Origin of the sequence: Pseudomonas laurentiana, from assembly GCF_014648275.1 — a bacterium.
In the GTDB taxonomy this organism is placed as follows: domain Bacteria; phylum Pseudomonadota; class Gammaproteobacteria; order Pseudomonadales; family Pseudomonadaceae; genus Aquipseudomonas; species Aquipseudomonas laurentiana.
On the sequence record NZ_BMQU01000024.1, the window covers coordinates 25218 to 38483 of the forward strand.

11 protein-coding genes are annotated in these 13266 nt (G+C 59.2%); 3 read left to right on the plus strand and 8 right to left on the minus strand.

Translation table 11 applies throughout. The features are described from left to right. Positions 1–57: 57 nt before the first annotated feature. From IE038_RS20530 to IE038_RS20545, 4 genes are all read right to left on the minus strand, one after another. Positions 58–990, minus strand: a complete 933-nt coding sequence (locus IE038_RS20530; RefSeq protein WP_163936858.1) for a D-2-hydroxyacid dehydrogenase — start codon at positions 988–990, stop codon at positions 58–60. Positions 991–1072: 82 nt separating this feature from the next. Then, positions 1073–1366 carry a YcgL domain-containing protein gene (locus IE038_RS20535; RefSeq protein ID WP_163936861.1) on the minus strand — a complete coding sequence of 98 codons (294 nt, stop codon included), beginning with the start codon at positions 1364–1366 and terminating at the stop codon, positions 1073–1075. Next, a complete protein-coding gene (gene rnd, locus IE038_RS20540) occupies positions 1363–2496 on the minus strand; it encodes a ribonuclease D (RefSeq protein WP_189396201.1) in 1134 nt (377 codons plus the stop codon). Before rnd ends, IE038_RS20535 begins: the two co-directional genes overlap by 4 nt. A gap of 69 nt (positions 2497–2565) precedes the next feature. Beyond that, positions 2566–4197 (minus strand): phosphoethanolamine transferase, encoded by a 1632-nt coding sequence (locus IE038_RS20545; protein WP_163936865.1) that lies wholly within the window; start codon positions 4195–4197, stop codon positions 2566–2568. Positions 4198–4481: 284 nt separating this feature from the next. Here IE038_RS20545 and IE038_RS20550 point away from each other — a divergent pair, with 284 nt between their 5' ends. Continuing rightward, positions 4482–4721 carry an HP1242/YdcH family protein gene (locus IE038_RS20550; protein ID WP_163936872.1) on the plus strand — a complete coding sequence of 80 codons (240 nt, stop codon included), beginning with the start codon at positions 4482–4484 and terminating at the stop codon, positions 4719–4721. Positions 4722–4795: 74 nt separating this feature from the next. Here IE038_RS20550 and IE038_RS20555 read toward each other — a convergent pair whose 3' ends face one another. The 4 genes from IE038_RS20555 to ydiJ all read right to left on the minus strand — a co-directional run bounded on the left by IE038_RS20555 (position 4796) and on the right by ydiJ (position 10721). Continuing rightward, on the minus strand, positions 4796–5614 hold the full coding sequence (locus IE038_RS20555) for a helix-turn-helix transcriptional regulator (RefSeq protein WP_163936875.1): 819 nt from the start codon (positions 5612–5614) through the stop codon (positions 4796–4798). Between the two features lie 54 nt (positions 5615–5668). Further along, complete coding sequence (locus tag IE038_RS20560; protein WP_163936880.1) at positions 5669–5854, minus strand: DUF2783 domain-containing protein; 186 nt, start codon at positions 5852–5854, stop codon at positions 5669–5671. Then, a complete protein-coding gene (locus IE038_RS20565) occupies positions 5851–7563 on the minus strand; it encodes an FAD-dependent monooxygenase (RefSeq protein ID WP_163936882.1) in 1713 nt (570 codons plus the stop codon). The genes IE038_RS20560 and IE038_RS20565 overlap by 4 nt, the downstream gene beginning before the upstream one ends. Before the next feature lie 137 nt (positions 7564–7700). Further along, the gene (ydiJ, locus tag IE038_RS20570) at positions 7701–10721 is read right to left on the minus strand and encodes a D-2-hydroxyglutarate dehydrogenase YdiJ (RefSeq protein WP_163936885.1); all 3021 of its coding nucleotides are present in this window, start codon (positions 10719–10721) and stop codon (positions 7701–7703) included. Between the two features lie 151 nt (positions 10722–10872). Between ydiJ and IE038_RS20575 the strand changes: the two genes are divergently transcribed. Together IE038_RS20575 and IE038_RS20580 are read left to right on the plus strand one after the other, a co-directional pair. Further along, the gene (locus IE038_RS20575) at positions 10873–11772 is read left to right on the plus strand and encodes a LysR substrate-binding domain-containing protein (RefSeq protein ID WP_189396202.1); all 900 of its coding nucleotides are present in this window, start codon (positions 10873–10875) and stop codon (positions 11770–11772) included. A gap of 248 nt (positions 11773–12020) precedes the next feature. Beyond that, the gene (locus tag IE038_RS20580; protein WP_163936888.1) at positions 12021–13247 is read left to right on the plus strand and encodes a DUF3422 domain-containing protein; all 1227 of its coding nucleotides are present in this window, start codon (positions 12021–12023) and stop codon (positions 13245–13247) included. Positions 13248–13266 lie beyond the last annotated feature (19 nt).

The window sequence follows — 13266 nt, forward strand, 5'->3', positions numbered from 1 at the left end:
CACCGCTCTTGCAGGGTGCTGGGTGAGCCTTCGGCCCAGCACCTGCGGGACGATCCGTCAGTAGCCGCGGTTGAAATCCACCTCACCGCGCAACGCATCACCGGCTCGATAAGCCATCAGGTTCTCGACGAACAACCGCACCATTGCTTCAGGTGAAGTAGGCGCCGAGCTGTGCCCTGTCAGCAGCAAACCCAGCGCGGTCCAGAAGGGATGACGTTGCGGCAGTGGCTCCTGGCGACAGACATCAATGACCGCCCCCGCCAGATGCCCATTCTCCAACGCCTTGACCAGATCGGCATCCACCACTGCCACACCACGCCCGGCATTGATGAACAATGCGTCCGGATTGAACCGGGCAAACAACGCGGCATCGTACACGTCATGGGTAGCCGGCGTATCTGGCAACAGGTTGATCACATAGTCAGCCTCACCGACCAGGCGACCAAGATCAGCCAACCCCGCCACCTCGATAAACGGCGCCTGTTCACGTGCCTGGCTGGCGATGCCATACAGCTTGACGCCAAAGGGCGACAGAAACGCCGCAACCTGTTGACCGATATCGCCAGTACCGACGATCAATACCCGCCGACCTTCCAGCGTACGCCCCGGGCGACCATCCCATTTACGCTCTACCTGGCTGACCAGCCGAGCCAACACCTCACGTTCATGGACGAGCATGTAAGTCAGCACATACTCCGCCATGACCTGACCGAAAATCCCGACCGCCCGCGTCAGGCGGTAATGGCGAGGAAGCTCCTTGGCCAACAGCGGCGTGATACCCGCCCAGGTCGACTGCAGCCATTGAGGCCGGTGCCCTTGGCGTAGCAGGCTCGCGAGCAAGTCAGGTTGCCCCAGCCACACGGGGCAATCTGCAGCCTGACAGGCCAGCTCGGCGGAATCACCACTGGTCAGAACCTCCAGGTCCGGGGCCCTCTCGCGCAACAGACGAGCGTAAAGGGCATGATCCTGTTCGGCGATCAGAACGCGCATGTTTTATACAACCTTGCAGAAGCGGTGAATGCGGCCTCGCACGATAGCGCAGGCCGCATTCAGGGGATATTCAGGGGCGTAATCAGACAGGGTCGTTGCGACGCAACAACTCTTCAGGCAGGTGCTCGATGTACTCATCCTCTGCGGGCGGCATTTGCAGGTGATAACCCTGTTGATCGAGGTTCTCCAGCACCTTGGTGATGTCCTCACGGGCCAACTTGCGCTCAGGTGTCAGCACCAGATCGAAGGCATGCAAGGGTGTTCCAAAAAACGGCAACAAGCCTTCAGGCACACGCTCAAGGCCATCAGCCTTGAGTACGTAGAGATACATTTCGTTCTTGCGTGGGCTTTTGTAGATCGAACAGATTCGTTTCATCGTTGTTCTCCGGCGCCAGCAAGGCAGTCAAGCAGCGCCTGGCCCATCCGCTCGCGGCGCCAGCCGCGCAGGGAGTCAGGCAGTTGATAAGGACCATTGGGGAAGCCACTCTTGAGCAGCGCTTCCAGGGTTTTCTTGCGCAACATCAGCTCAGGGGCAATGCCCAAGCGCTCAGCCTCGGCTTGGCCGATGGCACGCAGTTGCTTAAGCACTCCCGAGGCTTCGATCGGCAACGGCTCAGGCAAGACCGGTGGCCAATCGGCGGGCGCAGTGCTCGCAGCCTGCTTGATCAGGCCGAGCAGGAACTCACCATCCTGACGAATGGTCCGGGGGTGCATATCCTCGATTTTCGCCAACGCCGAAAGGTTATCAGGCTGGGTCCGGGCAAGCGGCCACAGAGAGGCCTCGCGCAGAATGCGGTTGCGCGGCAAATCACGCGCTCGCGCCTCACGTTCTCGCCAGGCACACAGCTCACGCATAACCGCCAGTTGCTGGCGGGACAGCTTCCAGGCCAGCTTGGCTTCGCGGTACAACTCGTACGGGTCGGTTTCGCGACGCATCTGCGCAACCAGCTCCGCACCATCGTCCAGGACCCAGGCGTATTTGTCATCCGATAGCCGCGGACGCAGGCGCTCGTAAAGTTCGGCGAGGTGCACGGCATCTTCAGCGGCATAGCTGACCTGGGTTTCCGACAATGGGCGCTGCAGCCAGTCGGAGCGGGTTTCACCCTTGGGCAGGTCAATGCCCAGCACCTCCTGAACCAACCGCGAATAGCCCATGGAGAACCCCAGGTTCAGATAACCTGCAGCCAACTGGGTGTCGAACAAGGGGGCGGGCAGGCTGCCCGTCAGGCGCAGCAACACTTCAAGGTCTTCGCTGCAGGCGTGCAGCACCTTGGTCACCTGCGGGTTCTCAAGCAGGCGAGCCAGTGGTTGCCAGTCACCAATATGCAGGGGGTCGATCAAGAAAGCCCGCGCCCCATCACCAACCTGGATCAAACCGGCTTTGGGATAAAAGGTATCAACCCGCATGAACTCGGTATCGAGTGCCACAAAGGGCAGTTGCTGCCACTGCAGGCAGTGCTCGGCCAGGCTGCGGTCGTCGCAAATCCAGTGAATATCGATGGCCACAAGGCTCTCCCACAAACAATGGCCCGCAGTATATACAACGCGGGCCACCGTCGGGAAACGGTACGACCGTCAGCGGCTCGTCACCTGACGGCAACCGGCAAACAGATCAAGATCAGGCTTGTACACGCCACTTTGAACCTGCAGCAAACCAAGCATCGAATGGAACAGGTTGTCCTGGCTCAGCGGCTGGCTGCTGTTCTTGGCCAGGCATGCGCTATCGACGGCAAAACTCTGTTGATAACCCTCGGAGAACCACGCCAGCATCGGCACATGTTTCTGTTGCTCCGGCGCCAGCATGTAAGGGGTGCCATGCAGGAACAGGTTGTACTCACCCAGCGATTCACCATGATCGGACAGATAAATCATGGCGGTATCCACTTTGTCTGACTTGCTGCGCAGGATATCGATCAGCGACGCCAGGACATGGTCGGTGTAGACCAACGTGTTGTCATAGGCATTGGTGATGCTTTCACGGCTGCAGGTGTTCAGGGCATTGCTCTGGCACACAGGCGTAAAGCGCTCATAGGCCTTTGGATAACGCTTGTAGTACTCAGGACCGTGGCTGCCCATCTGGTGCAGCACCAGTACGGTGTCCTGCTGCAGGTTGTCGAGGGAAGCTTCCAGCCCCTTGAGCAGGATCTCGTCATGGCATTCGCTGTCGGCACACAACGCCGGGTCCTGGAAGTTGCTGACATCCTCGAACACCACCCGATCACAGGTGCCTTTACACCCTGACTGGTTGTCACGCCAGTGCACGGCAAGCCCGGCACGCTGAAGCACATCCAGCAGCCCTTCACGGCTCTTGGCCTCACTGGCCGAGTAATCCTTGCGGGTCATTCCCGAGAACATGCAGGGCACCGACACCGCGGTCTCGGTACCACAAGAGGTTACATTGTTGAATGCAATCAGGCCGGCCTCACGGCTCAACTGCGGGGTAGTGTCGCGCCCATAGCCCAAAAGACCGAAGTCTTCTGCTCGCGCACTCTCCCCCACCACCAGTACGGTCAACGACTTGCGTGGATGCTGCTGCCAGGACGATGCCAGATGCGCATCTTCACCATACTTCTGGAATGGCTTGACCGCAGAACCGGCGCGCTCACTCAGCAAACCGACCGACGCCCCCACGTAATTGCTGGGCACAATCATCAGGCGCAGCTCATGGTGATTTCGGAACAGCGAGGCAAGGCCCTGATAATTGAGCAACGCAACACCACCCAGCGCGGCAACACAGCCCACACTGACGACCAGCTTGCTGAGTAGCTCACGGTGCCAGGCACGGTACTGAATCGGCGTCTTGAGCAGCAGGAAGGACGGTACTCCACCCAACAGCAGGACATACGCAAGCCACTTCAGCGACAGCAGATCGCGCACCTCTGTTGCATTGGTCTCAACGGCATTGCGCAGCATGCCCACGTCGATCAGCACGCCGTACTGATTCATGAAGTAAGCAACGCTGGCGCTGATCATGAACAAGGTGATCAGCACAGGCTTCAACACGGCCTTGAAGGCCAGAAACGTCAGGATCAGGTTGAACGCACACAGCAGCATCAATGCGAAGGCCATGCGCAACAGCATGCCTTGTCCGCCGCCCTGAATGATCGTGAACAAATGCTGCCAGAGGGTAAAGTTGAATCCACACAGCAGATACAAACTAGCGATCAGTGTGACCCATTCTGGACGCAGCGGCTTTACCTTAAACATTAGACTTCGCTTGAAAAATAATTCGGAGGGAGATTTGGCACAGCATGAAAATTGCCGGAACTTTAGGCGTCGCCACATAAAACTTTTGTGAAAACGATGGTAACAATGGTCTTGATGCCGCTTTGCCACCCTGCATGCGGTGCGCTGCCCCCCTGCCAAGACAGCACATTACGGGGCTCCAGCATTGCGAACGGTAGCGACAGACCACCCCAGCCACAGAACCTGGCAAAGACGACTATCCTCATAGCTCAAGCCCTTACTCAGTAGCCCGCAGAGGTGGAGACATGCCGGTTAAGCACGATTTGCTCGCAGACCTTAATCTGACCAAGGAAGCGTTCGAAGCCCTCAAGAAAACCGACTCACAGCTCGGCCTGCTGCATGAAAGGTACAATGCCAAGGACGCCGAAGTCGTCGTGGCGGAGGGCAATGGCGCCTCGGATGACCAGGTTACCAAGCTTCGCAAGGAGCGCCTGAAACTCAAGGACGACATTGTCGCCCACGTGCACAGAGGCAAATCCAGCTGAGCGCACAAACACGGCTGACTGCACGCCAGAACAACAGAAAGCCCCACTGCCGAACGGTGGGGCTTTCTATTGGATCAGGTCCAACGCCCCCGGACCACCAGGCCCAACAACTCCCGATGCCCACTGACACCCACTTTCCGATAGAGCCGCTTGAGGTAGGTCGCTGCGCTTGAAACCTGAATCCCCATCAGCGGCGCGATGTCTTCAGCGCGCAAGCCACTCAATACATGCCGGAGCAATTCACGGTCGCGGCGCGTCAGCTCCGGGTAGAGTTGCTCAACGCGCTGGCTCAACAAGACCGCCATCTGGTTGGCTTCGATGAAAGCACGGTAATGCAATCGCGTCACTTGGATCAGCAAGGGGGCAATTGACTCAATGAATGCGATCTCCTCTCGATTGAAATCGCCATGTTCACGACCTCGATAGAAATTGATCGACAGCCAGCCACCCCCTTCGTGCTGATGGTTGAGTAACGCCATGCGCTGCGAAATCTGTGGCTGTTCATAGCAGATTCGCCGGTAATCGCGGTGAGTGATGTCTCCAGCCGACTGCAGTTGCGCCAGGGTTCGCGCGCCGCCCTGTTTTGGCTTATGACCAAGCATCACCTGGCGGTTGCCATCCAGACTGTAAAAACGCTCGATGTAATCCCGGGAGATACGCGATATCTGCACCAGCCGAGACTGATCGGAGCACGACAGCACGTGCGGCCCCTGATCGTCGGGGTAAGCAAAAATGGTGCACTGGGCCAATGGCATGGCACCCCGTACCAGCGTCAGTAACTCGGTGGCCAGCCAGGTACGGCAATCCTCGCCAACCCGTGCCAACAGATGGGCAATCTGCCCGGTTGTCACGGGTGGCTGTCCATGCGGGGTGTTCAGCGGCCAATAGTTCATAACGGAATCAGCTCGCACGAAGAAGACCTGAGAGTAACGGGCTGGCGCAAGGTTTTACAGATCCTGCAAGGCACACTCGATCAGTTCATCGAAGCGCCCGCTATCATTCAGTGCGTCAGCTGCCAACAGCGCCAGCTTGACCAGGAACAACTGACTTCGCTCAGGACCGCAGGCGTCTATTGCCTCAGCAAGTCGATCATAGGCCTGTTCCAGATCGGCCACGTTTATCGTCTGATTCATGCGTCATGACTCCCGTTATACCCACAGGCTCGATTCAACCCTGCGCGCAGGCGCAAGGCACTCAGGTGCAGCCAGCGAGCGCAGACGTGTTGATCCGGGCGCGCCAGATAGGCCGCGCCTGCCTGCGGTACGCCATAACGCGCACTGAACAGGCCATCGACATCGGTCAAGGTCAGGTCTGCCCCGACCACTTGATCGGCGCCCGGCAGGGCAACCGCAATCACCTGGACCGGCAGTCCTTGGCTACGCACGGCCTGAACCTCGTCAAGAAGAGCGGCATCCAGCCCACCGACACCGGTAAAGCAGATCAAGTGATAGGCCGCCTCAAGATCGTCGAACAGGTAATGCTGTGCCGCCAGGCGAACATTGAGCAGAGGCGCACCGTTACTCGGCCCCGTGTGGAACAGCATGTTGTCGTCATCCTCTGCGTTAAGGCACGAGTCGGCGTAGTTGTGAGGCCTTGAGGTTCGCCAGTGATACAACGGGCGCACGAACGCCTGGCTCAATGACAATGACAGTACGGCATCGCGCAGCAGGCGATAGCCACGACTGGGTGGCGCCATGAAGCGGGTACTCTTGCCCGCCTCCTCGATGATTTCCCAGGCTGCCTTGACCCGTTCTTCACTGTAACTGGCCAACACCTTCTCACCCACAACGCCCTTGAGGTGCAGTGCCAGCTTCCAGCCCAAATCATGACAGTCCTGAAAGCCCGTATTAGCACCACGCACACCGAAAATTGGCAGTAGATGTGCGGCATCACCGGCAAAGATCACCCGACCGTGAACATACTCCGCCAAGGTCAGTGCCCGCGCCGAGTACACCGAACTCCAATCCAGCTCCCAGGTCAGGTGTTCGAGCCCCAGCATCGCCAGTTGCGCATCGATACGCGGGTACAGTGAATCCGGGTGCAACGCCTGTTCAGGTGTCTCATGGGCAGGCAACTGATAGTCGATACGCCAGATATCACCGGGTTCGCGGTGCATCAACACGGTGTTCCCCGGATTCCACGGTGGATCGAAAAATGCCAGGCGCTCTGTTGGCAAGTCGAGCGTGATACGGATGTCGGCAATGACAAACTTCCCCTCATAGGAGGCCCCATCCAGCTTTAGCCCAAGCATTGAGCGCAGCCCCGAACGGGCGCCATCGGCAGCGACCACCCAATCAGCCTCAAGGGCATAGGGCCCGACCGGGGTATCGACCTGCAAACAGGCACCCTCGACGCCCTGCTCAATGTCGATGACCTTGTTCCCCCAACGCAGCTCGATCAATGGCTGCGCCTGTGCGGCCTCAACCAGATACTGCTCGAGAAACTGTTGCTGCAGGTTGGTCATCGGCGCAAAACGGTCGTGCTCATCGACCGGTGCCTCCATGCGAAAAACGCGCTGACCGCGGTAATACGAATTGCCGAAACGCCACGGCAAGCCCCGCTCGGTCACCGCATCGGACACCCCGACCTGCTGGAGTATCTCCATGGAGCGGCGCGTGAACACAATCGCACGACTGCCTTCACACACCTGTTGCTGCGACGCCAGAACAGTACTTCTGACGCCGTAACGCGCCAACTCAAGGGCCAGCGTCAGGCCAATCGGGCCGGCGCCAACGATAACGACAGGCGAACGCGTGAGCGCCGCCGAAGAAGGCAGGTACGCCGGATAAACCTGATAAGGGAAGTACAACGATCGATGAGGAACAGCGAGGGCTTGATGCATGGTCCGGTGGCTCCCGGTTTATTGTTATCGGGTTGAACCACTCTAAGGCCATGCGCGGTCAGCGATGTCCCCTGACGGGGACATCTTGCGAGCGCATGGTGGACACTACTGACAATGAACAGGCACCCTGAACCCTCTTAACTACAGAGGTGCTGCAGCACCACCTCCAAAGGATGTCGCAGGGTACGATCGGCCATGCGTTTGACCTGGCTCCGGCAGGAATAGCCCGTCGCCAACGCCTCACCCTGCTTGTCCAGCTTACCGGCCCAGGACTGCTCAAAGATGGTTCGTGACGTTTCCTGGTTACGTGCTTCGTGTCCGTAAGTACCCGACATGCCGCAGCAACCCGTCGCCTCGGTAACCAGCTTCAGCCCCAGACGAGCAAACACCTGCTCCCACTGCCGGGTACTGGCCGGAACGTTGGTCTTTTCAGTGCAGTGAGCCATCAAGCGGAAAGTCTCTGGGTTGGAAACGGCACGTTCGGGCAGCACGTCAATCAACCATTCCTGTGGCAGCGCAACTTTCGGGCATTCACTCAAGCCCGGTACTTTCTGATATTCCTGCCGATAAACCAGCGTCATGGCCGGGTCCAGACCGATCAAAGGCACGCCGCAGTCGGCCAGAACCTTGAGTTGGCTGGCATTGCGAATCGCCGCCTTGGCGAACGCGCCGAGAAAGCCCTGGACGTGCAATGGCTTGCCATTGGCACTGTAAGGAGCCAGGAATACCCGGTAACCCAGCCGATGAGCCAGCTCGATGAACGACGCCAGCAACGGCGTTTCAAAGTAACGGGTGAAGGCATCCTGCACCAGGACGATGCTGCGCTCACGTTGTGCCGGCGTCAGCTCGCGCAGCGCCGGAACGCTGGCCGACTGGACATTGCAGCGGGTCAATGTCGACTGCAGGTTGTAGCGGCTGATCAGCGGGCTGTCGAGCATGCCGACATGACGTTCCAACAGGCGGCTGACCCACTGCGAACCCATCACCCGGTTGTACAGCCCCGGCGCATAGGCCATGTACGGAATCGTGAACTCCAATGAGCCAATCAGATAATCACGCAGTGGCCGCTGGTAGCGACCATGGTAAAGCTCAAGGAAACGCGAGCGAAACTCTGGCACGTTGACCTTGACCGGGCACTGCCCCGCGCAGGATTTGCACGCCAGGCAACCGGCCATGGCGTCGTAGACCTCATGAGAGAAGTCCGCCTCGCCTCGCTGGCGCGCCCGGTTGTTGCGCAGCCGTGCGGGCAGCGCCTTGAGCCAGGAGGTTTTTTCTTTCGCCGCCGCCAACACATCGATGTTGGCCGCGCCCTGCAGGCGCAACCACTCACGGATCAGCGAAGCACGGCCCTTGGGCGAGTGCTGACGCTCGCGAGTGGCCTTCCAGGACGGGCACATGGCGTCGTTGGGGTCAAAGTTGTAGCAGGCGCCATTGCCGTTGCAGTGCATGGCGCTGTCGAAGCTCTGCCAGACCCGTTCGTCAATCTGTCGATCCAGGTCACCGCGCAGCGTCACCTCGTTGACCTTGAGCAAGCCCTCATCGCTGTCAGGCGGCGTGCAGATCTTGCCGGGGTTGAGTTGGTTGTAAGGGTCAAATGCGCCTTTGAGCGCCTGAAGCGCCGGGTACAACTCGCCAAAGAAGCTCGGCACGTACTCCGAGCGCAAGCCCTTGCCGTGCTCTCCCCAAAGCAAGCCGCCATAACGCTGGGTCAGCGCCGCCACGGCATCGGAAATCGGCTTGACCAACGCTGCCTGAGCGGGGTCTTTCATGTCCAGCGCCGGTCGAACGTGCAGCACGCCAGCATCGACATGCCCGAACATGCCATAGGCCAGACCGTAGCTGTCCAGCAAGGCACGGAACTCGGCGATGTAATCGGCCAATTGCTCTGGCGGCACTGCGGTGTCTTCGACAAACGGCTGCGGGCGGACTTCGCCTTCAACGTTGCCCAGCAAGCCCACTGAGCGCTTGCGCATGGTGTAGACACGGGTCACCGCTTCGGCACCTTCAGCCAGGGTATGACCCAAACGCTCGATACCGGTGTCAGCCTGCAGATGTTTGACGAATGCCTGCACCCTGGCGTTCACTTCGGCCGGTTCATCGCCACTGAACTCCACCAGGTTGATCCCCAGCGTCGGGCGCTCAGGGTCAGCAGGAAAGTACTCGGCAACGCTGTGCCAGACGATATCTTTCATCGCCAACAGCAACACCTTCGAGTCAACCGTCTCGATGGACAACGGTTTGTGGCTCAGCAACGCATTAGCGTCGCGCAAGGCGTCCATGAAGCTGCTGTAACGCACGTTGACCAACACCGAATACTTGGGAATCGGCAACACGTTCAGCTTGGCCTCGACCACGTAGCCCAAGGAGCCTTCGGCGCCGCAGAGCACGCTGTTGAGGTTGAAACGTCCCTGCTCGTCGCGCAGGTGCGCCAGGTCGTAGCCCGTCAGGCAACGATTGAGCTTGGGGAAGATCGACTCGATCAGTTCAGCCTGGGTTTCTTGGATCTGTCGGGCCATACGGTAAACCTCACCGCTGCGCCCGGCCTGCGCACAGGCCTGATCCAACGCCTCATCATCAATGGGCCTGGTGTGCAAGGGCTCGCCGCCCAATAGCACGCTGTGCAGCTCAAGCACGTGATCGCGGGTCTTGCCATAGGTACAACTGCCCTGCCCGCTGGCATCCGTGTTGATCATGCCGCCAACGGTGGCGCGGTTGGAGGTGGACAGCTCTGGCGCGAAAAACAGCCCGTGTGGCTTCAGGGCGGCATTGAGCTGGTCCTTGACCACACCGGCCTGAACCCGCACCCAACGCTCCTCGACATTGATTTCGAGAATGTTGTTCATATGCCGCGATACGTCGACAACGATGCCGTCGGTCAGCGACTGGCCGTTGGTGCCGGTGCCACCACCGCGTGGCGTCAGCTTGACCTGCCGAAAGCGCGACTCGGCCATCAACGCAGCGATGCGCGTCACGTCCTCGGCATCCTGCGGGAACACCGCCGCCTGGGGCAGACGCTGATAGATCGAGTTGTCGGTTGCCAGTACCGTACGGGTGGCGTAGTCCGCACTGATCTGGCCACGGAAGCCGGCAGCGCGCAACGCATCAAGGAAATCGGTATACAGAGTGGCCGGCGTGACACCAGTCAATTGGGCGATCATTGGGGATGGCCTCATTTATATCGGTTTAATCATGAATACCTGCTAAAACGGTATGGCTGGCACACCATCAGGTAGGGGATGATGACCATGATCCCTGAGCTTTGGGCCAGGCACAAACAGATACTCACGCAGCCTTCGATGACTTTTACGAATGAATTACCGCAACCTCACCCCTTCCATGTCCTTGCTGCTGGCCTTTGAGGCTGCTGCACGGCATGAGAGCTACACCCGCGCAGCCGCAGAACTGTCCCTGACCCAGAGTGCCGTCAGCCGTCAGGTCCAGATCCTGGAACGTCAACTGGGGGTGACGCTGTTCCGTCGAGAGGGCCGCGCCGTCCAACTCACCGATGTCGGACGCCTGTACCAGCGAGAGATCAGCGAAGCATTGGGCCGCGTGCGCAGCGCCACCTTGCACGCCATTGCCCATCAGGCAGGCGGCGGCAGCCTGCGCCTGGCGACCCTGCCGACCTTTGGCTCCAAATGGCTGCTTCCGCGCCTGCATGAGTTCTACCGCAGCCACCCCGAGGTACTGGTGCACATCAATTCACGGATCGAACCGATCGACTTCGCGACCAGCGGCATCGACGCCGCCATCGTAGTCGCGGCCAGCGACCTGCCGGGGCTGATCTGCCACCGCCTGCATGCCGAAGAGCTGATGGTCATCCTTTCACCAAGCCTGGCCGCCTCACGGCCCTGCTGGACGCCCGAGGACATCAGCAAACAGGTGCTGCTCAGCGTCGCAAACAATCTCAACGCCTGGGGCGAATGGTTCATCCACCACGGCCTGACCCACCAGGCCATGCGCCTGGGACCGAGCTTCGAACTGACCTCGCACCTTATCCAGGCCGTGCGGGCCGACATCGGTATTGGCCTGGTACCCAGGATCCTGATCACCGACGAACTGGCCCGTGGCGAGCTGAGCAGCCCTGCCCTGCCCTATGCCAGTCCGCGCAGCTACTACCTGGTATACCCACCCCGCAACAAGGCCTTGCCAGCACTGCAGGCATTTCGGGATTGGTTGCTGGATAACGCTGACATGCAGGTTCAATAGAGCGCGGGCAACTCGTCACCCAGAGCCTTGTTAGCTTCAGCTATTTGGACACTCATCGCCTGCAACGGGTGACTCGGGCGTATATCAACCTGTCCCAAGAACAGCAGTAGATTGACCATTGCTGACGAATGAGGACGCGAAGGGCGCGAGGCTCAGGTGAACGAGCAGATCCTGACACAAACACTGGCCACCTTCGTCATCGGCATCATCGAAAGCGCCAAGAACAATTCCAATATGGCTTGAACGACATGCACCCGCAAAGAAAGACCCTGCACAATGAGTTGCACGCCCGCCCCTCCCTGTATTTCGACGCGCCGGCGAATGTCTATCACTTGGCATTCCTCACCCACGAGGTTCCGTGCAACACCCTCCTGAGCAGCTTCTGCCACGACCCCATCGATCCCGATACCGTTCAGGGCATCACCCAGCTGGATGGCCACGCATTGAAATGGGAGCGGCATGCAGAGTTCCTGACCCTTACCGTGGTGGTCACGTCGTCCAACCCCGAGCCTGGCTGGAGCCCACCTCCAAAAGCCCTCATGGACCGGGTTGCGCCTTATTTGCAGCACATGATCAACGCCGTACAGATTGTGGTACGCGCCGATACGTCCTTTAACGGCGACCTTTCCAGCTTCGGATTCAAAGACCCCTGCGGCTCTTGCATAGGTGGAGGCGATGCGGTGGTGTGGAGCGATTTCCGCTTGAGCGAAGACGGCACCAATCGCTTTCTATTCGTAAACAAGCGCCTGAATGCCTACCGCCAAGGACGCATGATCCGGCGCCTGCTGGAAATCGAAACCTACCGCATGATGGCCTCGCTTTCGCTCACCACCGCGAAAACCTTGAGCACTCAGCTCAATACCTTCGACAGAACGCTGGTCAACCTCTCGGAGCGCAACGCCGGCGCCGAGACCGGCGATGCCAAGGCACTACTGGCCGACATCGCCAACCTGTCGGCACAAGTGGTCAGCAGTACCGCGAAAACCCGACACCGCTTCAGCGCGACACAAGCCTATGCCCAACTGGTATTTGAACGCCTGAGCGAACTACGGGAAAGCCACGTCGGGGACTGCCAGCGGCTCGGTATTTTCATCGAAAGACGATTCAAGCCCACCGTCAGGTATTGCGCCGTCACCGAACAACGCCTGGATCAGTTGGCCAAAAGCGTAGCCAACCTTGGCGACCTGCTGCAGGCACGCGTACAAGTCGAAATGGAGGAACAGAACGCGGAAATCCTCAAGAGCCTGAGCAATCGGGCTGATACCCAAATAAAAATCCAACGCGCAGTAGAAGGCCTGTCGATTATCGCCATTACCTACTACCTGCTGAATCTGCTCAAGCTGCTCTACTCAGGCGCACACACCCTGGGGCTGGAGATGTCGCCGAAAGAAGCAATGCTGGCCATGAGCCCGCTGGCCATCAGCATTCTCATGCTTATCCTGATCAGGATAAAAAGAGCGAAGAGCGAGCATTGAAACCGCAGAAGGCCGCTGC

Coding starts and splice junctions, on each gene's coding strand:
- IE038_RS20530 (WP_163936858.1), bottom strand. CDS start 990: ATGCGCGTTCTGATCGCCGAACAGGATCATGCCCTTTACGCTCGTCTG.
- IE038_RS20535 (WP_163936861.1), bottom strand. CDS start 1,366: ATGAAACGAATCTGTTCGATCTACAAAAGCCCACGCAAGAACGAAATG.
- IE038_RS20545 (WP_163936865.1), bottom strand. CDS start 4,197: ATGTTTAAGGTAAAGCCGCTGCGTCCAGAATGGGTCACACTGATCGCT.
- IE038_RS20550 (WP_163936872.1), top strand. CDS start 4,482: ATGCCGGTTAAGCACGATTTGCTCGCAGACCTTAATCTGACCAAGGAA.
- IE038_RS20555 (WP_163936875.1), bottom strand. CDS start 5,614: ATGAACTATTGGCCGCTGAACACCCCGCATGGACAGCCACCCGTGACA.
- IE038_RS20560 (WP_163936880.1), bottom strand. CDS start 5,854: ATGAATCAGACGATAAACGTGGCCGATCTGGAACAGGCCTATGATCGA.
- IE038_RS20565 (WP_163936882.1), bottom strand. CDS start 7,563: ATGCATCAAGCCCTCGCTGTTCCTCATCGATCGTTGTACTTCCCTTAT.
- ydiJ (WP_163936885.1), bottom strand. CDS start 10,721: ATGATCGCCCAATTGACTGGTGTCACGCCGGCCACTCTGTATACCGAT.
- IE038_RS20575 (WP_189396202.1), top strand. CDS start 10,873: ATGAATTACCGCAACCTCACCCCTTCCATGTCCTTGCTGCTGGCCTTT.
- IE038_RS20580 (WP_163936888.1), top strand. CDS start 12,021: ATGCACCCGCAAAGAAAGACCCTGCACAATGAGTTGCACGCCCGCCCC.